This is a genomic window from Streptosporangium sp. G11 (assembly GCF_051192615.1).
Classification (GTDB): domain Bacteria; phylum Actinomycetota; class Actinomycetes; order Streptosporangiales; family Streptosporangiaceae; genus Streptosporangium.
On the sequence record NZ_JBPJUQ010000043.1, the window covers coordinates 72,978 to 91,464 of the forward strand.

Annotated in this window: 20 protein-coding genes; 6 read left to right on the plus strand and 14 right to left on the minus strand. The window is 71.3% G+C overall.

Features of this window, described 5'->3' with window-relative positions; genetic code table 11:
* Positions 1-181: 181 nt before the first annotated feature.
* The 8 genes from hisF to hisD all read right to left on the minus strand — a co-directional run bounded on the left by hisF (position 182) and on the right by hisD (position 6,130).
* The gene (gene hisF / locus ACSDR0_RS31690) at positions 182-952 is read right to left on the minus strand and encodes an imidazole glycerol phosphate synthase subunit HisF (RefSeq protein WP_344916184.1); all 771 of its coding nucleotides are present in this window, start codon (positions 950-952) and stop codon (positions 182-184) included.
* Between the two features lie 10 nt (positions 953-962).
* The gene (gene priA / locus ACSDR0_RS31695; RefSeq protein WP_435292578.1) at positions 963-1,685 is read right to left on the minus strand and encodes a bifunctional 1-(5-phosphoribosyl)-5-((5-phosphoribosylamino)methylideneamino)imidazole-4-carboxamide isomerase/phosphoribosylanthranilate isomerase PriA; all 723 of its coding nucleotides are present in this window, start codon (positions 1,683-1,685) and stop codon (positions 963-965) included.
* Positions 1,686-1,689: 4 nt separating this feature from the next.
* Positions 1,690-2,031 (minus strand): hypothetical protein, encoded by a 342-nt coding sequence (locus tag ACSDR0_RS31700; protein ID WP_435292579.1) that lies wholly within the window; start codon positions 2,029-2,031, stop codon positions 1,690-1,692.
* Positions 2,032-2,176: 145 nt separating this feature from the next.
* Positions 2,177-2,812: an imidazole glycerol phosphate synthase subunit HisH gene (gene hisH / locus ACSDR0_RS31705; RefSeq protein ID WP_435292598.1), complete on the minus strand. Its 636-nt coding sequence runs from the start codon at positions 2,810-2,812 to the stop codon at positions 2,177-2,179.
* Entirely contained in the window at positions 2,809-2,964 is a 156-nt protein-coding gene (locus ACSDR0_RS31710) for a hypothetical protein (protein WP_435292580.1), read from the minus strand. The genes hisH and ACSDR0_RS31710 overlap by 4 nt, the downstream gene beginning before the upstream one ends.
* Positions 2,965-2,995: 31 nt before the next feature.
* Positions 2,996-3,622, minus strand: a complete 627-nt coding sequence (gene hisB / locus ACSDR0_RS31715; protein WP_435292599.1) for an imidazoleglycerol-phosphate dehydratase HisB — start codon at positions 3,620-3,622, stop codon at positions 2,996-2,998.
* A gap of 5 nt (positions 3,623-3,627) precedes the next feature.
* Positions 3,628-4,698 (minus strand): histidinol-phosphate transaminase, encoded by a 1,071-nt coding sequence (locus tag ACSDR0_RS31720; RefSeq protein ID WP_435292581.1) that lies wholly within the window; start codon positions 4,696-4,698, stop codon positions 3,628-3,630.
* 124 nt (positions 4,699-4,822) lie between these two features.
* On the minus strand, positions 4,823-6,130 hold the full coding sequence (gene hisD / locus ACSDR0_RS31725; RefSeq protein WP_435292582.1) for a histidinol dehydrogenase: 1,308 nt from the start codon (positions 6,128-6,130) through the stop codon (positions 4,823-4,825).
* A gap of 99 nt (positions 6,131-6,229) precedes the next feature.
* On the opposite strand from hisD, the gene ybaK reads away from it, so the two are divergent.
* Positions 6,230-6,730 (plus strand): Cys-tRNA(Pro) deacylase, encoded by a 501-nt coding sequence (ybaK, locus tag ACSDR0_RS31730; protein WP_435292583.1) that lies wholly within the window; start codon positions 6,230-6,232, stop codon positions 6,728-6,730.
* 57 nt (positions 6,731-6,787) lie between these two features.
* Positions 6,788-8,254 (plus strand): amidase, encoded by a 1,467-nt coding sequence (locus tag ACSDR0_RS31735; RefSeq protein WP_435292584.1) that lies wholly within the window; start codon positions 6,788-6,790, stop codon positions 8,252-8,254.
* Positions 8,255-8,329: 75 nt separating this feature from the next.
* Here ACSDR0_RS31735 and ACSDR0_RS31740 read toward each other — a convergent pair whose 3' ends face one another.
* Positions 8,330-8,881, minus strand: coding sequence for a hypothetical protein (locus ACSDR0_RS31740; RefSeq protein ID WP_435292585.1), 552 nt, complete (start codon positions 8,879-8,881; stop codon positions 8,330-8,332).
* A 107-nt stretch (positions 8,882-8,988) separates the two neighbouring features.
* Here ACSDR0_RS31740 and murA point away from each other — a divergent pair, with 107 nt between their 5' ends.
* Together murA and ACSDR0_RS31750 are read left to right on the plus strand one after the other, a co-directional pair.
* A complete protein-coding gene (gene murA / locus ACSDR0_RS31745) occupies positions 8,989-10,305 on the plus strand; it encodes a UDP-N-acetylglucosamine 1-carboxyvinyltransferase (protein WP_435292586.1) in 1,317 nt (438 codons plus the stop codon).
* Between the two features lie 52 nt (positions 10,306-10,357).
* Entirely contained in the window at positions 10,358-12,694 is a 2,337-nt protein-coding gene (locus tag ACSDR0_RS31750; protein ID WP_435292587.1) for a transglycosylase domain-containing protein, read from the plus strand.
* 146 nt (positions 12,695-12,840) lie between these two features.
* Here the strand turns inward: ACSDR0_RS31750 and ACSDR0_RS31755 are convergent, their stop codons facing one another.
* Together ACSDR0_RS31755 and ACSDR0_RS31760 are read right to left on the minus strand one after the other, a co-directional pair.
* Positions 12,841-14,139 carry a serine hydrolase domain-containing protein gene (locus ACSDR0_RS31755; RefSeq protein ID WP_435292588.1) on the minus strand — a complete coding sequence of 433 codons (1,299 nt, stop codon included), beginning with the start codon at positions 14,137-14,139 and terminating at the stop codon, positions 12,841-12,843.
* 137 nt (positions 14,140-14,276) lie between these two features.
* Complete coding sequence (locus ACSDR0_RS31760) at positions 14,277-14,852, minus strand: hypothetical protein (RefSeq protein ID WP_435292589.1); 576 nt, start codon at positions 14,850-14,852, stop codon at positions 14,277-14,279.
* A gap of 129 nt (positions 14,853-14,981) precedes the next feature.
* Between ACSDR0_RS31760 and ACSDR0_RS31765 the strand changes: the two genes are divergently transcribed.
* On the plus strand, positions 14,982-16,127 hold the full coding sequence (locus ACSDR0_RS31765; protein WP_435292590.1) for a sensor histidine kinase: 1,146 nt from the start codon (positions 14,982-14,984) through the stop codon (positions 16,125-16,127).
* Positions 16,124-16,780 carry a response regulator gene (locus ACSDR0_RS31770; protein WP_435292591.1) on the plus strand — a complete coding sequence of 219 codons (657 nt, stop codon included), beginning with the start codon at positions 16,124-16,126 and terminating at the stop codon, positions 16,778-16,780. Before ACSDR0_RS31765 ends, ACSDR0_RS31770 begins: the two co-directional genes overlap by 4 nt.
* Positions 16,781-16,967: 187 nt before the next feature.
* Here the strand turns inward: ACSDR0_RS31770 and ACSDR0_RS31775 are convergent, their stop codons facing one another.
* The 3 genes from ACSDR0_RS31775 to ACSDR0_RS31785 all read right to left on the minus strand — a co-directional run bounded on the left by ACSDR0_RS31775 (position 16,968) and on the right by ACSDR0_RS31785 (position 18,419).
* Positions 16,968-17,285, minus strand: a complete 318-nt coding sequence (locus ACSDR0_RS31775) for a hypothetical protein (protein ID WP_435292592.1) — start codon at positions 17,283-17,285, stop codon at positions 16,968-16,970.
* A gap of 193 nt (positions 17,286-17,478) precedes the next feature.
* Positions 17,479-17,994: a HEAT repeat domain-containing protein gene (locus tag ACSDR0_RS31780; protein ID WP_435292593.1), complete on the minus strand. Its 516-nt coding sequence runs from the start codon at positions 17,992-17,994 to the stop codon at positions 17,479-17,481.
* A 17-nt stretch (positions 17,995-18,011) separates the two neighbouring features.
* Positions 18,012-18,419: a hypothetical protein gene (locus tag ACSDR0_RS31785; RefSeq protein WP_435292594.1), complete on the minus strand. Its 408-nt coding sequence runs from the start codon at positions 18,417-18,419 to the stop codon at positions 18,012-18,014.
* Positions 18,420-18,487: the final 68 nt, after the last annotated feature.

Sequence of the window (18,487 nt, forward strand, 5' to 3'; positions counted from 1 at the left end):
AGCGCGAACCACGCCCGACCACAACGCACAGCACGTCCCACCGGCCCGGAACAGCGCGCAGCACGTCCCACCAGGCCCGGAACAGACGAACCCCGTCCCATCAAACCCAGGAACCCCGGACACACCCACACGGCCCGCCGCGACCACTTCGCCGTACAACAGAACAAGCACGACGAAAGGATCAGCGAACCGGGTGACCCGCCCCCCGCAGCGCGTCCTTGACGTCACCGATCTTGAGCTGCCCGAAGTGGAACACCGACGCCGCCAGCACCGCGTCGGCCCCCGCCTCGACCGCGGGAGGGAAGTCCCCGACGGAACCGGCCCCGCCACTGGCGATGACCGGAACCGACACCGCGGCCCGTACCGCCCGGATCATCTCCAGGTCGTAGCCGTCGCGCGTGCCGTCACCGTCCATGGAGTTGAGCAGGATCTCACCGACCCCGAGCTCCTCGCCCCGCCGGGCCCACTCCACCGCGTCGATGCCGGTGCCCCGGCGACCGCCGTGCGTGGTCACCTCGAAGCCGGACGGCGTCGGCGGGCCGTCGACGACCCGGCGGGCGTCCACCGACAGCACGATGCACTGCGCCCCGTAGCGCCGGGACGCCTCGGTCAGCAGCTCGGGCCGGGCGATCGCCGCCGTGTTCAGGCCCACCTTGTCGGCACCCGCCCGCAGCAGCCTGTCGACGTCCTCGACCGAGCGCACTCCCCCGCCCACGGTCAGCGGGATGAACACCTGCTCGGCCGTCCGGCTGACCACGTCGTACATCGTCGACCGGTCGGAGCTGGAGGCCGTGATGTCCAGGAACGTCAGCTCGTCGGCCCCCTCCGCGTCGTAGCGGCGGGCCAGCTCGACCGGGTCGCCCGCGTCACGGAGGTTCTCGAAGTTGACGCCCTTGACCACCCGCCCGGCGTCCACGTCCAGACAGGGAATCACTCGTACCGCGACAGTCATCTGCAACCCCTCACGAACTCACGGCGGCAAGGGCGTCTTCGAGGGTGAAAGCCTGCGCGTACAGTGCCTTGCCCACGATGGCCCCCTCAATGCCGATCGGGACCAGCGAGGCCAGGGCGCGCAGGTCGTCCAGGGACGAGACGCCACCGCTGGCGACCACCGGCTTGTCGGTGCGGGAGCAGACCTCGCGCAGCAGGTCGAGGTTGGGGCCGCGCAGCGTGCCGTCCTTGGTGACGTCGGTGACGACGTAGCGGGGACAGCCGTCGCCCTCCAGGCGGGCGAGGACCTCCCACAGGTCACCGCCCTCCTGCGTCCAGCCGCGGGCCGCCAGGGTCGTCCCCCTCACATCCAGCCCGATCGCGATCCGGTCGCCGTACTCAGCGATGATCTTGGAGCACCAGGCGGGGTTCTCCAGCGCCGCGGTGCCGATGTTCACCCGGCGGCAGCCGGTGGCCAGCGCGATCTCCAGGGAGGCGTCGTCGCGGATGCCGCCGGACATCTCCACGTTGACGTCGAGCGCGCCGACCACGGTGGCCAGCAGCTCGCGGTTGCTGCCCCGGCCGAAGGCCGCGTCGAGGTCGACCAGATGGATCCACTCGGCACCGGCCTCCTGCCAGGCCAGCGCCGCGGACAGGGGGTCGCCGTACGACGTCTCGGTGCCGGCCGCGCCCTGGACCAGGCGGACCGCCTGACCGTCGGCGACGTCCACGGCGGGGAGCAGCTCAAGCGACATCTGTTCAAGACCTCCGGTCGAAGACAAGGGTGAGGAAAAGCGGTACGAACAGCAACGAAAGCACGAGCACCCCGAACCGGGCCGCCCACGAGGACCACAGCAACCAGACGATCACCTGGACGATCAGGAACAGCACCGCCGCGACACCGTTCTGCGCCCGGCGACGGCGGGCCATGATGCCGCCCTGGGACACGATGCGGACGGGCCTGCCCGGCAGCAGCGCGACCATCCTGCCGACCCGCTCGCGCCGCCGCACCAGCCGTGCCTCCCGCTCGGCGCGCAGAGCCGCCTGGCGTGCCTGCTCGGCCTCCCGCTCGGCCCTGCGCCTGGCCCGCTCCTTGCTCATCGAGGACCCACCGGACGCTCACCGCGAACCCGGCCGGAACCCCCACCGGCAGCCACGGCCGAAAACCCAACCGGAACCCCACCGGAAAACCCAGCCAGAGCCCCACCGGCAGTCGCGGCCGAGAACCCGCCCGAAGCCCGGGAGATCACGTGACGGTCCCGAGCCAGTTCGTGAGCAGCTGCGCACCGGCGTCGCCCGACTTCTCCGGGTGGAACTGGGTGGCCGCCAGCGGGCCGTTCTCCACCGCCGCGACGAACGGCACACCGTGCTCGGACCAGGTGACCAGCGGGTCGGTGAAACCCGGCCCCGCCTGGAGATCCCAGGAGCGCACACCGTACGAGTGCACGAAATAGAAGCGCGTGTCGGCGTCGAGCCCGGCGAACAGCACGGACTCGGCGGGCGCCTTGACCGTGTTCCAGCCCATGTGAGGCAGGACCGGGGCCTCCAGGCGCTCCACCGTGCCCGGCCACTCCCCGCAGCCCTCGGTCGTGACGCCGTGCTCGACGCCCGTCTCGAAGAGGATCTGCATGCCGACGCAGATGCCGAGGACCGGCCGCCCCGCCGACAGGCGCCGCCCGATGATCCGCTCGCCTCGCACGGCGCGCAGCCCCGCCATGCACGCGGCGAACGCCCCCACCCCCGGCACGACGAGGCCGTCGGCCTCCAGCGCCGCCTCGTAGTCGGACGTCACCGTGACGTCCGCGCCGACCCGGGCCAGCGCGCGCTCCGCCGAACGGAGGTTGCCCGAGCCGTAGTCGAGAACGGTCACCTTCTTCTTCACCACCAGAGCACCGCCGCCGTGGTCGCCAGGGCCGCGAGGGCGGCGAGCAGCACCGCGCCCTTCTTCAGACCCTGTTTGAGGAATGAGACGATCCCGCCGACGAGGAAGAGGGCCACGAAGGCCATCGCGACGGCCGACCAGTTGTCGCTCACCGGCGCCGCCCCCTCCCCACGCGAGAAAAGATCACAACACGCCCTTCGTGCTGGGCACCCCGGTGGCGCGCGGGTCGCGCTCCGAGGCCGCCCGCAGCGCCCTGGCCAGGGCCTTGAACTGCGCCTCCACGATGTGGTGGGCGTTGCGGCCGTACGGGACGCGCACGTGCAGGCAGATGGCGGCCTGGGCGACGAACGACTCCAGGATGTGCCTGGTCATCGTCGTGTCGTACTCCGCGCCGATCATGGGAGCCATGCCCTCGGGCTCGCTGTGCACCAGGTAGGGGCGCCCCGACAGGTCGACCGTGACCTCCGCGAGCGACTCGTCCAGCGGGCAGGACGCGTTGCCGAACCTCCTCAGGCCCGACTTGTCGCCCAGGGCCTCGCGGAACGCCGCCCCCAGCGCGAGCGAGGTGTCCTCGATCGTGTGGTGGGCGTCGATGTGCAGGTCGCCCTCGGTCTTCACGATCAGGTCGAACAGCCCGTGCTTGCCGAGCTGGTTCAGCATGTGGTCGAAGAACCCGACACCGGTGGACACCTCGACGTTCCCGGTGCCGTCGAGGTCGACCTCGACCAGCACCGAGGTCTCCTTGGTGACACGCTCGACGCGACCGCGACGCGGCGCGGCCGCGACGGCGGTGTCGGCGCCGCCAGTGATGCTGCTCACAGGATCTCCTCCAGGGCGGCGCGGAACGCCGCCATCTCCTCAGGTGTTCCGATCGAAACTCTCAGCCACTCGGGCGGTCCCACCTCGCGGATCAGCACCCCGCGGTCCAGCATGCCCCGCCACACCGCGTGCCTGTCCTCGAAGAGCCCGAACAGCACGAAGTTGGCGTCCGAGTCGGCGACCGTCAGCCCCCGGCCGCGCAGCCACTCCACCGTGGCGTCCCGCTCGGCCCGCAGCGCGTCGACGGCGCCGAGCAACTCGGCGCCGTGGGCGAGCGCGACCCGCGCCGCCGTCTGGGTGAGCGTGGACAGGTGGTACGGCAGCCGGACCAGCAGCAGCGCCTCGATCACCGCCGGGTGGGCGGCCAGGTAGCCGAGCCGGGTCCCGGCCATGGCGAACGCCTTGGACATCGTCCGCGTGACGATCAGCCGGGGATTGTCCGGCAGCAGGGTCAGCGCCGACGGGGTGCCGGTGCGGGCGAACTCGAAGTAGGCCTCGTCCACCACCACCATGCCCGGCGCCGCCTCGACGATCCCGGCGATCACCGCCGGGTCCAGGGCGGTGCCGGTCGGGTTGTTGGGCGAGGTCAGGAAGACGATGTCGGGCCGGTGCTCCTCGATCGCGGCCACGGCCTTGCCCGGGTCGATCCCGAAGTCGTCCTCGCGCGCCCCGGAGACCCACTCGGTCGAGGCGCCGGTGGTGATGATCGGGTGCATCGAGTAAGAAGGCTCGAAGCCCATCGCGACCCGGCCGTGGCCGCCGAAGGCCTGCAGGATCTGCTGGAGCACCTCGTTGGAGCCGTTGGCGGCCCAGACCTGCTCCACGGCCAGGCCGTGGCCGAGGTACGCGGCCAGCTCCCCGCGCAGGGCGAGCGCGTCGCGGTCGGGGTAGCGGTTGAGCTCGGCCGCGTGGGCGCGTACGGCCTCGGCCAGGTCGGCGACCAGGGACGCGGAGGGCCCGTAGGGGTTCTCGTTGGTGTTGAGCCTGACCGGGACGTCGATCTGGGGAGCACCGTACGGCGTGCGCCCCCGAAGGTCGTCGCGGATCGGCAGATCTTCAAGCCTCACGACGAAACCCCCCGGTCGAACCGGACACGGACATCCCCGACGAACACGGACGGAAAGCCCCTCACGAGGGCACCTCGCCGTCGAACCGGGCACGAACCCCCGATGAGCACGGGCGGAAAGACCCTCACGAGGGCACCTCCCAGTCGAACCGCGCGCGGATCGCCGCACCGTGCGCCGGGAGGTCCTCGGTGTCGGCCAGCACGCACACGTGGGCGGCGGCACCGGCGAGGGCCTCGCGGCTGTAGTCGACGACGTGGATGCCGCGCAGGAACGTCTGCACCGACAACCCCGAGGAGTGGCAGGCGCAGCCGCCGGTGGGCAGCACGTGGTTGGAACCGGCCATGTAGTCGCCGAGCGAGACCGGCGCGTAGGAGCCGACGAAGATCGCCCCGGCGTTGCGCACCCGGGCCGCCAGCGCGTGCGCCCCGGCGGCGTGGATCTCCAGGTGCTCGGCGGCGTACGCGTCGACGACACGCAGCCCGGCCTCCATGTCGTCGACCAGCAGGATGCCCGACTGGCGCCCCGACAGGGCCTCGGTGATCCGCTCGGCGTGCTTGGTCGCGGCGACCTGGCGGGGCAGCTCCCGCTCGACGGCCTCGGCCAGCTCCGCCGAGTCGGTGACGAGCACGGCGGCGGCGATCGTGTCGTGCTCGGCCTGGCTGATCAGGTCGGCGGCCACGTGCACCGGGTCGGCCGTGGAGTCGGCGAGGATCGCGATCTCGGTGGGACCGGCCTCGGAGTCGATGCCGATGCGGCCCTTGAGCAGGCGCTTGGCCGCGGCCACCCAGATGTTGCCCGGACCGGTGACCATGGTGACCGGCGGGCACTCCTCGGTGCCGTACGCGAACATCGCCACCGCCTGGGCTCCGCCGACCGCGTAGACCTCGTCCACGCCGAGCAGCGCGCACGCCGCCAGGATGGCCGGGTGCGGCAGCCCGCCGAACTCGCGCTGCGCGGGCGAGGAGACCGCCAGGGAGGGCACCCCCGCCTCCTGGGCGGGAACGACGTTCATGACCACGCTGGAGGGATAGACCGCCCGGCCGCCGGGGACGTACAGCCCCACGCGGTCGACGGGCACCCAGCGCTCGGTGACGGTGCCGCCGGGCACGACCTGGGTGGTGACGTCGGCGCGCCGCTGGTCGCGGTGGACGAGGCGGGCGCGGCGGATCGACTCCTCCAGCGCCGCCCTGACCTTCGGGTCGAGCCTCTCCAGCGCCCCGGTGATCTCCTCGGCGGGCACCCGGGTGGCCCCCAGCTCCACGCCGTCGAACCTGGCGGTCAGCTCGCGCACGGCGGCGACCCCGCGATGACGCACGTCCTCGCAGATGGGCCGCACCTTCTCCAGGGCGGCTTCGACGTCGAGGTCGGCACGGGGCAGCACGTCGCGGAGGTTCCCCGGAAGGGGCCCTCGCAGGTCGGTACGCGAAATCACCCGTTCAGTCTACGGAGGTCCGCCACCCGATATCGTCCCGTCCATTATCCGGACAACGCCTTTACTATGTAGATTTTAACCAGCCGCTACGCTTTCCCCGTGAGCAAGAGCAAGAACAAGGGCGGCCAGGGCACCCCCGCCACGGTGGCCCTGACCCAGGCCAAGGTGGATTTCACCCTGCACCCCTACGAGCACGACGCGGGCGCGCAGGCCTACGGCGAGGAGGCGGCCGACGCCCTCGGCGTGCCGCACGGGCAGATCTTCAAAACCCTCGTGGCCGAGGTGGAGAGCGGGCTGGCCGTCGCGGTGGTGCCGGTGGCGGGCAAGCTCGACCTCAAGGCGTTCGCGGCGGCGCTGAAGAGCAAGCGGGCGGCGATGGCCGACGCGGCCAAGGTCGAGCGGGTCACCGGCTACGTGGTCGGCGGCATCAGCCCCCTCGGGCAGCGCAAGCGCCTGCCGACCGTGGTCGACGCCTCCGCGCTCGACTTCGCGACGATCTACTTCTCCGCTGGGCGGCGCGGGCTGCAGATCGAGACCGCCCCCTCGGAGCTGGTACGGCTCACCCAGGCCGTCACCGCCCCCATCGGCAAGACCGACTGATCGCCTCACGAGGTCCCACAAGACGGACCCGCTCCCCCGGGCGGGTCCTGTCGAAGGTTGCCGACGCGACGCGCGACGGCGTTCGGCCAGACTCGGTACGACAGGACGTACCCGACCGGCGACATGGGGGGCAAGATGCACTACCTGACCGCCACCGAGATGATCGAACTGCTGCGTACCAGGCAGATCGGCGCGGTCGAGCTGCTCGACGCGCACCTGCGGCGGATCGAGGAGGTCAACCCGAAGGTCAACGCGATCGTCACGCTGGTGGCCGAGCGTGCCAGGCGGGAGGCCGAGGAGGCCGACCGGGACCTGGCCCGCGGCCGGTGGCGGGGGCCGCTGCACGGCCTGCCGGTCGCGCACAAGGACCTCGCCGACACCGCGGGGATCCGCACCACGTACGGCTCGCCGATCTTCGCCGACCACGTCCCCACCGCCGACGCACCGATCGTGCGGCGGATGCGCGAGGCCGGGGCGATCACGGTCGGCAAGACCAACACCCCGGAGTTCGGCACCGGCTCGCACACCGTGAACGAGATCTTCGGTGCCACCCGCAACCCGTACGACCTGTCGAGGTCGGCGGGGGGCAGCAGCGGCGGGGCGGCGGCGGCGCTGGCGACAGGCATGGTGGCGCTGGCCGACGGCTCCGACATGGGCGGCTCGCTGCGCAACCCGGCCTCCTTCTGCAACGTGGCGGGGCTGCGGCCCACCCCGGGGCGGGTCCCCCCGCCCTCGTCCGCCGCGGCCTGGTTCACCCTCGGCGTCCCGGGACCGATGGCCCGCACCGCGGGGGACCTGGCGCTGCTGATGAGCGCGGTGGCGGGGTTCGACGCCTCCTTCCCCCTGTCGATCACCGAGAGCGGCTCCGCCTTCGCCGGGCCGCTGGACCTCGACCTGACCGGGGTGCGCGTGGCCTGGAGCCCCGACCTGGGCGGGCTGCCGGTCGACGCGGAGACGGCCAAGGTCACCGCGGACGCCCCGGCCGCGCTCGCGGAGCTGGGCGCGCGGGTGGAGCGGGTGGATCTCGACCTGTCCGCCGCCGAGGACTCCTTCCGGATCTACCGGGCGTGGTACTACGCGCTGTCCTTCGGCGACCTGCCGCGGGAGAGCCTGGGGGCGAACGTGCGCTGGAACGTCGAGCGGGGCTGCGAGCTGACCGGCGCCGACCTGGCCCGCGCGGAGCGGCTGCGCAGCGAGCTCTACCGGCGGATGAGCTCCTTCTTCGACACCTACGACTTCCTGATCGCACCGGTCAGCCAGGTGCCGCCGTTCCCGGTGGACGCCCCGTACGTCTCGGAGATCAACGGGGAGGCGCTGCCCGACTACCTGGCGTGGATGCGCTCCGCCTACTGGATCAGCGTGCTGCACGCCCCGGCGGCGTCGGTGCCGTGCGGGTTCACCTCCGGCGGGCTGCCGGTGGGCGTGCAGATCGTCGGGCGCCCCTTCGCCGACATGGCGGTGCTGCGGCTGGCCCACGCGTTCGAGCGCGCCACCGGCCACGGCTCACGCAGGCCACCCCTCTGACCCGCCACCACTCCGACCGCTCGCCCGGCCGCGTCCACCGGCCCGGCCGCCACCGGGATCGCGGGCCGCGCCCGCCTACCGGTCGCCGGTCCGGTCGCTGATGTCGTACGACGACAGCGGCCCGTAGGGGTCGTTCCCGCCGAACGGGCGGCGCAGCGGGGAGTCGCGGTAGCCCGCGATGCCCTCCAGGGCGAAGAAGAGACCGGCGGCCAGCGTCGGCCACGCGAACAGCACGCCCCAGGCGGTCAGCCCCAGCGGCCCCGCGATCAGCGACGCGGACGTCCCCGAGGCGGTGACGCTCACGGCGCCGAGATTGACCGCCTCCCCCACCACCAGCGTCAGGTAGGCGCCGAGCAGGCCGCCCGCGGCCAGGCCCACCACCACCGGGAGCGGGCGGCCCCCGCGCGACACGCTGTAGCCGATGGCCCCGCAGGCCAGCCCGAGCGCGCCGGTGATCACGGCGAACCAGCCGTCGGCGGCGATCAACGCCTGCGTGGAGGGGTCGGCCAGCAGCGGCCCCCGGCCCGTCACGACGTACGGGGGGCGCGGCGCGGCCAGCGACCACAGGATCCCGGCGACGACCCCGATCAGCGCGAGCACCAGCACGGTGATCACAAAATCACGCACGCCGCGCACCATGGTTCCCTCACCCTCTGTGCAGATGTGCCCGATGTTACATACCCCTCGGCCCGGCGCCATCCGAGGCTCCGGCCGAATCCCGTTACTCTGGCGGTGTGAACGAAGAGGTATGGCTGATCGAACCCTCCGGGCCGCTCCGCGGTGACGTCGAGGTCCGCGGCTCCAAGAACGGCGTCTCCAAGCACATGGTCGCCGCGATGCTGGGCACCGGTGAGAGCACGATCCAGAACGCCCCGGACGTGGGCGAGGTGGGGATCACCGCGCAGATGCTGAGGGCGCTCGGCATCGACGTGGAGATCAGCTCCGGAGAGATCTCCGTCGCCCCGGGGCAGCAGATCAACCCGCACGTCCCCGCGGCGTTCACCGGCCTCAACAGGATCCCGATCCTCATGCTGGGCCCGCTGCTGCACCTGGCGGGCGAGGCGTTCGTGCCGCTGGTCGGCGGCGACCCGATCGGCCGCAGGCCCGTCGACTTCCACGTCGAGGCGCTGCGCGCGATGGGCGCCGAGATCGAGGTGAGCGACACGGGGGTGTACGCCAAGGCCAAGCGGCTGCGCGGCACCCGGATCGAGCTGCCCTACCCCAGCGTCGGAGCCACCGAGACGATCCTGATGTCGGCGGTGCTGGCCGAGGGCAAGACCGTGCTGAAGGGCGCGGCGATGGAGCCCGAGGTGGTGGAGCTCGCCCTGTTCCTGCAGCGCATGGGCGCCCGCATCGAGCTGAGCCCCGACCGGCGCATCGTGATCGAGGGCGTGGAGCGCCTGCACGGCGCCTCCACCTGGCTCAACGGCGACCGCATCGAGGCGTTCTCCTACCTGGCGGCCGGCCTGATCACGGGCGGGCAGGTGCGGGTGCACGGCTGCCCGCAGGACCGGCTGGTGACCGCGATCACCACCCTGGCCAGGATGGGCGCCGAGGTCGACATCACCGACGACTACCTGTCGGCGTCCGCGCCGCACGGGCTGCGGGCCGCGGCGGTGCAGACCGACACGCACCCGGGGTTCATGACCGACTGGCAGACGCCCCTGATGGTGCTGTTCACGCAGGCCCAGGGCATGTCGGTGCTGCACGAGACGGTGTTCGAGAACCGCCTGGTCTACGTGCCCGCACTGCAGAAGATGGGCTGCGAGATCGAGGTGTTCGACGTCTGCCTCGGCGGCCCCGCCTGCCGTTACCACGACACCAACGCCAAGCACTCGGCGGTCGTGCGCGGCGTGTCCAGGCTGAGCGGCGCCGACGTGACGCTGCCCGACATCCGGGCCGGGTTCTCGGCCGTGCTGGCCGCCGCCGCCGCCGAGGGCACCTCCACTCTGCGCGGGGTGCACCACATCGAGCGGGGCTACCACCGGCCGTTCGAGCAGTTCGCCTCGCTCGGGCTGAAGATCAGTCGAGAAAAGGTGCAGGACGGGTAAGAATTGGCAATCGGGCGTTTGTAGGTGATCATCCGGTCGCACGTTACTATGCGTGACATCGCGCCCGGAGGTGAGACGTGGTCGCGGCGCGTGCCTGTGCTGGCTGGCGGCCTGCGGGGTGTTCGGCGGGCTGCTGGCAGCCATGGCCGCGCTGCCGCTGGTCGGCACGGCCGGGATCACCGTCAACAGCGTCGCGACGACCCTCACCGACCTGCCCCCGAGCCCCCGGGAGAACCCGCTCTCCCAGCGCACCGTCCTGCTGGACAAGAACGGCAAGCGGTTCGCCCAGTTCTACACGGAGAACCGGACGGTGGTGACCCTCGCCCAGGTCGCCCCCGTCATGCGTGACGCGATCGTGGCGATCGAGGACTCGCGCTTCTACGAGCACGCGGGCCTGGACGTCAAGGGCACCCTGCGCGCCCTGATCACCAACACCAAGGCGGGCGAGGTGCGGCAGGGCGGCTCCTCGCTCACCCAGCAGCTCGTGAAGAACATCCTGGTCGAGAACTCCGAGAGCGACACCGAGCGCGCCCAGGCCCGCGCGCCCAGCGTCCAGCGCAAGATCACCGAGCTGCGGTACGCGCTGGCGATGGAGAGGAAGTACAGCAAGGCCGAGATCCTGGAGCGCTATCTCAACATCGCCTACTTCGGCGCGGGCGCCTTCGGGGTGGAGGCCGCCGCCCAGCGGTTCTTCTCGGTCCCTGCCTCCCGGCTGACCCTGCCCCAGGCCGCGGCGCTGGCCGGCGCGGTCCGCACGCCGTACGCCACGGACCCGTCCCTGGGCGCCGGGCGCAGGGAGCGGCTGCGCGAGCGCAGGGACATCGTCCTGGACCGGATGGCCCAGCTGTCGTACGTCACCCCGGCGCGGGCCGAGGCCGCCAAGAGGCGCCCGCTGGCCATCCGCCTCAAGCCCGAGCCCGGCGGCTGCGACGGAAGCACCTACCCCTACTTCTGTCTCTACGTGCACCGGGAGCTGCTGACCAACACGGCCTTCGGCCACACCCGCGCCGAGCGGGAGCGCCGCCTGGCCAGGGGCGGCATCGTGCTGCGCACCACCCTGGCGCCGAAGGCGCAGCGGGCCGCGCAACGCGCCATCGCCGCGCGGGTCGGCAGGAAGGACACCGAGGTCGCGGCCGAGGCCATGGTCCAGCCGGGCACCGGGCGGATCCGGGCCATGGCGGCGAGCAAGAAGTACGGCAGCAACGTCGGTAACAGCAAGAACGGCCCCAACACCACCTACAACCTGCCCGCCGACATGGCGCACGGCGGCGGCCAGGGCTTCCAGGCGGGATCGACGTTCAAGGCGTTCACCCTGGCGACCGCGCTGGCCCAGGGCTGGCGGTTCGACCAGGGCTTCATGACGCCCGGCAGTTTCGTCCCCGACAGCGGCTTCACCGACTGCAGGGGCCGCAAGGTCAACGACCCCGGCGCGGAGATCTTCAACGCGAGCGGCGAGGGCAAGGGCGGCCCGCAGAGCCTGTCCACCGGCACCTGGAAGTCGGTGAACATCTTCTACATGATGCTGGAGCAGCGGGTGGGCCTGTGCCCGGTCGTCACGACCGCCAGGGCGCTGGGCATCGCCCGCGCCGACGGCACCCCGCTGCGGGAGGTGCCGACCTTCACCCTCGGCGTGAACGAGATGGACCCGGTGACCGTGGCGTCCGCGTTCGCCGCCTTCGGAGCGCGGGGCCGCTACTGCCGCCCGATGTCCATCGTCGAGATCGTCGAGCGGAACGGCAGGCGCTTCCGGATCCCGCCCAGCTGCTCACGGGCGATCGAGCGCGACGTGGCCGACGCGGTCAACCACCTTCTGGCCGGGGTGTTCACCAAGGGCACCATGACCGGGCAGAGCATCGGCCGCCCGGCCGCGGGCAAGACGGGCACCAACAACGGCTACACGTCGGCCTGGTTCGCCGGTTACACCCCCGACCTGGCCGCGGCGGTCAGCGTGGGCGACATCCGGGGCTCCTACCGCTACCCGCTGACCAACGTCGAGATCGGCGACGAGTACTTCGGCGCGGTCCAGGGGGCCTCCCTGCCGGGGCCGATCTGGGTCTCGTCGATGTCGGCGGCCCTCGACGGCACGCGCGAGACCCGCTTCCACCACCCCGACATGGGCCGTTTCGGCGGCGGGTTCACCCCCGGCCTGGAAGAGGCCCTGGCCAGGGAACGCGAGGAGGAGGGCGAGGACGGCGAGGACGCCGGGGGCGAGGGCCGCCGCGGCGCCCGGGGAGACCGCGAGGACCGCGGCGCGCGGGGGGATCGCGGACGCCGCTTCCGCGAGGAGCGCAGGTACGGATGGGAGCGCGGGTATCGGGAGGAGCGCCGGCATCGCGGGGACGGCGCGCACCGCCGGGACCGCGCCCCCCGGTGGCGCGGCTCCTACTGACCACCGACCGCCCCCGGACGACGAAGGGACGGGCGGTCGGTGGTCGGCGGACCGGCACGCCGGCGCTCACCCGGCGAACCGGTACCTGCCCGATGCCTGCCCGGTGCCCAACAGGCGGGTGAGCGCCCGACCGGCGAACCGGCGGGTCAGCGCTTGACCAGCACCTGCTGGGTCGGGAGGAGCACCGGAGGCCGGGAGCTCTTGGCCGCCGCCGCGGACGGGCCGCACAGCGCCCGCACGAAGTAGTCGCTCATCGCGTAGTCGATCGCGTGCGGCTGCGGATAACCGCTCGCGTCGAGCTGCTGGTACTTCATCAGGTTGAATCCCAGGGAGAGCTGGCGCCGGCCGTCCTCGCCGGACATGGAGATCGTGCCCATGCCGAACACGCCCCCGTCGTGGCCCCAGAACCGGCCGCAGGGCAGGTCCTGGGCGTAGATGCCGAGACCGTAGTGCATCACGGCGTTGCCCTGGGCGTCGGTGACCGGCACCGTCGTCCGCATCTGGGCGAGCTGCGCGGGGGCGAGCAGCCCGCCGCCCAGCAGTTCCCGGTAGAACCGGTTGAGGTCCTCCATGGTCGCGACGACGGCGCCCGCCGTGCCCGCCCACGACATGTCGTAGACGCTGTAGTCGCGCGGCGGGTCGATGTAGCCGTACAGCGCCTCGTACGCCTTGGAGTGCGGCCCGGGGATGACCGGCGTGCGCGGGAAGGACGTGTCGCGCAGCCCGGCCCGGCGGATCACGTGACGGGTGATGTACGCCTCCGCGCCGGTTCCGGTCACCTTCTCCAGGAGCAGACCGGCGATCACGTAGTTGGTGTTGGAGTACGACCACACCTGCCCCGGCTCGCCCGTGCGCGGCGCCTCCAGCCCGAACCTCACCAGCTCCAGCGGGCTGATCCTGCGGAACCGGTTGTCGTCGAGGCTCTGCGGGGAGGCCTGGACGAGGGAGGGGAAGGCGCCCGCGACGTAGTCGCCGATGCCGCTGGTGTGGTTGAGCAGCATCCGGACCGTGATCCTCTGGCCGAGTTCGTCCGGCAGAAGACCGGGGAGATGGCGGGCGACGGGCGCGTCCAACTCGACGCGGCCCCGCTCGACCTGCTGGAGGATCGCCACGGCCGTGAAGGTCTTGGTGATGCTGCCCACCCGGTGGACCATCCGGGAGTGGACGGGCCGCCGGGTCCGCACGTCGGCGACCCCCGCCGCCCCGAGCCACCTCGCCCCGCCGTCCCGGACCGCGGAGTAGGTGCCGTACATCCCGGCCTCGTGGACCGCGTCGAGGCTCCGCTTGAGCGCCTCCCGGTCGAGCCCGGCCGACGCGGAGGGCTCCGCGGAGGCGGGGAGCGGTTCGGCGGACGCGGCGGGTGCGACGGCCCATGTCACGAGTATCGCGCTCAGCCCGAGGCCGGCGATCGCCCGTCCACGGTGGGGAAGTCGCGCGAGAGTCATCGGCGGTCAGCTCCTCAGATCCGGAATGTTACGACATAACGATCATCGCAATTCTCACCCGTTCCGCCCTCCTCTGCGCGGATGAACCGTTCCTGGTTCGTCAGGACGAACCCCGGTACACACTTCGATGGAAAATGTCATGGCCTGGCCGGGGCGGCGCCTTCCAGGGTGCCGGAGATGAGCAGGCGGCCCACGACGAGCCAGTAGGCACCGGCGATCAGCCCCCCGCCGAGCTGGGCCAGGATGATCTCGCAGAGCCACAGTGCGGGAAGGGCCACCGCGACGACGCGGGGCACCCGTCCGGCCCGCCACAGTGACACCGCCATCGCGATCCCCCCGGCGAGCATGGCCAGGTTCGCCGGGACGGCCACCAGGCCGAACCACGGGTAGTCCTCGCCGTGCAGGTTGGAGGCCGTGGCGCCGAACGCCAGCAGGACGTGGCCGATCGACACCGCGACGGCTCCGGCGAGGGCGACCCGGGTGCCGTGGCGGGCCAGTGCGAGAAGGCCGGGGACGAGCAGGATCAGCGAGGCCGCGAACAGGCCGAGGATGAGGTGCTCCTCGCCGAGCACCCTGGGATCGTCGTCGGTGGGCCGTACCGCCTGCATCACTCCGATGACGGCCATGGCCGCGCCGCCGGCGATCGCGGAAAGGCCCGATACGGAAAGGCCCGACGGGGTGCGCCCGCGAGGCGCTGTTTCGTTCGAGGTCATGGTGCGACGCTAGAAAGCGTCCGGGCCCCGGCGCGTCCGTCTCGGGGCGCGATCGGCTACCACGGGAAGCTGACGCGACTACCCCGGCAGGCTGATGACCACGCTTCGACCGGGCAGTACGTTCTACCCGTGGATCCCCTCGCACAACTCGCCCGGGTACCCCGGCGCCCGCCCCGGTCAGATCTGGCGCTCGCCGCGCTGCTGGCCGTCTGGGCCGTCGCGGAGGTGCTGCCCGCGGGCCCGGAGCCACTCCTGGTCGAGGTCGCGTTCGCGCTGGTGACGACGTTGCCGCTGGCGGTCCGGCGGCACGCGCCGCTGGCCGTGCTGGGGGTCACGGTGGCCGCGCTGCTGCTGCGGGCGGCCACCGCCGACGGGCCACCGGCCACCGTCGTGCCGTTTCCGGCGATCCTGGTGGCCGCGTTCTCGGTCGCGCTGCACGTCCGGGCTCTGCCGGTGGCGGTGGGAGGGTGGGTCTGCGCGGTCGGGGGCATGACCGGCGCGATCGCCCTGCAGTTCTACGACGCCCGGCCGGACATCGGGTCCGCTGTCGTCATGGTCTTCTTCGTGACCGGCGCGTGGACGGCCGGGCTGCTGCTGCGTCGCCGGGAGGCCCAGTTGCGCGACTCCGAGGAGCGGACGCGCGAGCGGGCCAGGGAGGCGGTCGTCGCCGAGCGGCTGCGGATCGCGCGCGAGCTGCACGACGTGGTCGCGCACTCGCTGTCGATCATCGCGGTGAACGCCGGGGCCGCCCGCGTGCTCAGCGGGCGCGACACGGAGCGGTCGCGCGACCATATGGACGCGGTGGCGGACACCGCGCGCGAGGCTCTGATGGAGATGCGGCACGTGCTGGAGGCGCTGCGCGACGAGAACGACAACGGGCTGGCACCGCAGCCCACCCTGGACCGGTTGCCCGAGCTGGTGGAGCAGGTGCGGGCGAGCGGGTTGCCGGTGCGGCTGGTCGAGCGGGGTGACCGCCGCGACCTGCCCGCCGGGCTGGAACTCACCGCCTACCGGATCGTCCAGGAGGCGCTCACGAACGTCCGGCGGCACGCGGGCACGGCCGACACCGAGGTCCGGGTGACCTACGGCGGCACGGAGCTCGGCCTGGAGGTCGTCAACGCGCCCGGAACAGGCCAGGCGCCGGCCGCCTCGTCCGGGCACGGCCTGGTGGGGATGCACGAGCGGGCCCGCCTCTACGGTGGCGCGCTGCACGCCGGTCCCGCCGGGGACGGTGGGTACGCCGTCCGTCTCCGACTGCCCGTGGAGTCGCGGTGATCCGTGTCCTGGTCGTCGACGATCACGCGCTGGCACGGTCGGGGCTGTCGGCCATGCTCGGCGTCCAGCCCGACATCGAGGTGGTGGGGATGTCCGCGGACGGCGTCGAGGCCGTGGCGGAGGCGCGGCGGCTACGGCCGGATCTGGTGCTGATGGACATCCGGATGCCCAGGCTGGACGGTATCGAGGCCACCCGGCGCATCCGCGTCGGGCCCGACGCCCCGGCGGTACTGGTGCTCACCACCTTCGATCTCGACCAGTACGTGTACGAGGCGCTGCGCGCGGGCGCGGGGGGCTTCCTGCTGAAGGACGCCCCGCCCGGCCAGCTCGCCGAGGCCGTCCGCACCGTCGCCGCCGGGCAGGCGCTGCTCGCCCCGGTGGTGACCCGGCGGCTGATCGAGCGCTTCCTGACCGTGCCGCCCGGCGGAGGGACCGCTCTGGAGCGTCTCACCGATCGTGAGCGGGAGGTGCTGGCACACGTCGGGCGGGGCCGGTCGAACGCGGAGATCGCCGAGGTCCTGCACCTGTCCGAGGCCACGGTGAAGACCCACCTGTCCCGGGTGCTGACCAAGGCCGGGCTGCGCGACCGGGTGGCCGCGGTGGTCTTCGCGTACGAGCAGGGCCTGGTCCGGGCGGGCGAGCCGATGGGGTGAACCCCTCCCACCGGGGAGAGACCGTATCCCGATGCTCCCGACGAGCTGGGTGCCTGGGGCTCCGGTGGTGGTGGCCGATGCCGGATACGGCGGCGATGCCCATCTACGCGACGCGTTGTCCCCGCGCCGCGGAACACCACCGGCCATGACATGACGGTTTTCAACTGAGACATGTCGCCGGGCGCCGCTACGGTTTCTCCTCGACGGCCAGGGCCTGGCACGACTGGAGCGCTCTGGCCACCGTGGGATCCGTCTCGTCGAGCTTCAGCGGCTCGTCCAGCGGCGGCAGATCCTTCACCCCGTTCTGGTCCAGACACTTCCCGTACGCGGTGTCCAGACGGGTGAACCGCCGCTCCTTCGACAGCAGATGCGTCGGTTCGGCCTTCGGCGAATCGGTGATCTCGGCCACGGCCACGATCCGCTCCCGCTTCGGCTCCTCACCGGCACACCCGCCGACGAGCAGCACGCCCGCGACGACCACCCCTGCCACGAGGCCCTTCGCCATCTCACTGTCCTCGCGTGGCGCGCCAGGCCGCCTCGAACTCGGCCTGCCGATCAATTCTGTGAGAAATTGGAGCTTCATCGCGATCTCCTCGATAGAGAAGTGGCACTTTCCATACTCTGTGTCCAAGTACGTGAAGTCGCGTTTCCGGGAAAAGGGGCGAGAAGGATCCACCTTCGGCGCGTCGGAGATCTCGCTAGCGAACTCCGCGCCTCTCGAGCTGGTAACCCGCCTCCTCCTTCAGCATTTCGTTCTCCGAGTCCGCCAGTCGCACCAACGCCCGCTCGGCCTCAGGGCCGGGTGTGCCACCCAACGCCCAGATCGCCTTCGAGGCCAACGTGCGGTCGTCATCGTAATCGAGATAGTCCGGAATCCACTGGGTCGCATGGTAAAGCGCCTCGACCGCGGCAGGAGCTTTCAGCTTACCCAGATTGGAAACAACGTCTTCATGCTTCTTGTGCCAGTCCGCGTAGCTCAGTTCGACCAGGACATCGAAATGATCCATCGTGTAGCCGAAGGCATGACATACCATCATCGCCAGTGCGACGTCATACCCGTCCTTCCGTCGAACCGCGTCCTTGATAAGTCGAAGCCCCAGCTCATGCCCGTCGTTCGTACCGAAGTGGCGCAGGATGTCGTCGGGAGTGCCTTCCCTGGGCTCGTTGGGAACGATACCCATCGAGAGGATCACCCGCGCGTCTTCCTCGTTCATCTCGCAGCCTTCTCAGTTCATCTCGCGACCTTATCGAAGGAGACGATACCATCATTGAATATCTCCAGCGCCCGCCCGTTGCCCAGGCCGATGTTTATTTGACCGTCCTCCTCCTTGAAGAAGGCACGAGACTTCTTCCAGCCAGAGAAAATGGGGCGCATGTCCGGGTACGTTGCCTTCACCAGCGGAGATTCATCTCTCACACCTATGGCGGCCAGCGCACTCGTGGTCCCCTTCTCCAGAGCGAACTCCACTATTATCCCTTCATAACTCTGCACATACTCCAAGGTGGGCGAGATGAATGTTTCCTTGTTGCTGGGAGGCATCCGATCGGTCGTCTCGAGCGTCTTGTAATGCGCATCCTTCATCGCGCGATAATAGATCTCTTCATCGCCGTTCTTCTTCCGCTTCTTCTTGTACTGCATTCGTAGATCTTGATTCGTTTGGCCCCGCCAGGGGACGTAGTTAGGCCATCGTCGGTGCGTGACGTGCG

Excerpts from the sequence above, each read along its gene's own strand:
- hisF (WP_344916184.1), bottom strand. The coding sequence starts at position 952 with ATGACTGTCGCGGTACGAGTGATTCCCTGTCTGGACGTGGACGCCGGG.
- priA (WP_435292578.1), bottom strand. The coding sequence starts at position 1,685 with ATGTCGCTTGAGCTGCTCCCCGCCGTGGACGTCGCCGACGGTCAGGCG.
- ACSDR0_RS31700 (WP_435292579.1), bottom strand. The coding sequence starts at position 2,031 with ATGAGCAAGGAGCGGGCCAGGCGCAGGGCCGAGCGGGAGGCCGAGCAG.
- ACSDR0_RS31755 (WP_435292588.1), bottom strand. The coding sequence starts at position 14,139 with ATGACTCTCGCGCGACTTCCCCACCGTGGACGGGCGATCGCCGGCCTC.
- ACSDR0_RS31760 (WP_435292589.1), bottom strand. The coding sequence starts at position 14,852 with ATGACCTCGAACGAAACAGCGCCTCGCGGGCGCACCCCGTCGGGCCTT.
- ACSDR0_RS31775 (WP_435292592.1), bottom strand. The coding sequence starts at position 17,285 with ATGGCGAAGGGCCTCGTGGCAGGGGTGGTCGTCGCGGGCGTGCTGCTC.
- ACSDR0_RS31780 (WP_435292593.1), bottom strand. The coding sequence starts at position 17,994 with ATGAACGAGGAAGACGCGCGGGTGATCCTCTCGATGGGTATCGTTCCC.
- ACSDR0_RS31785 (WP_435292594.1), bottom strand. The coding sequence starts at position 18,419 with ATGCAGTACAAGAAGAAGCGGAAGAAGAACGGCGATGAAGAGATCTAT.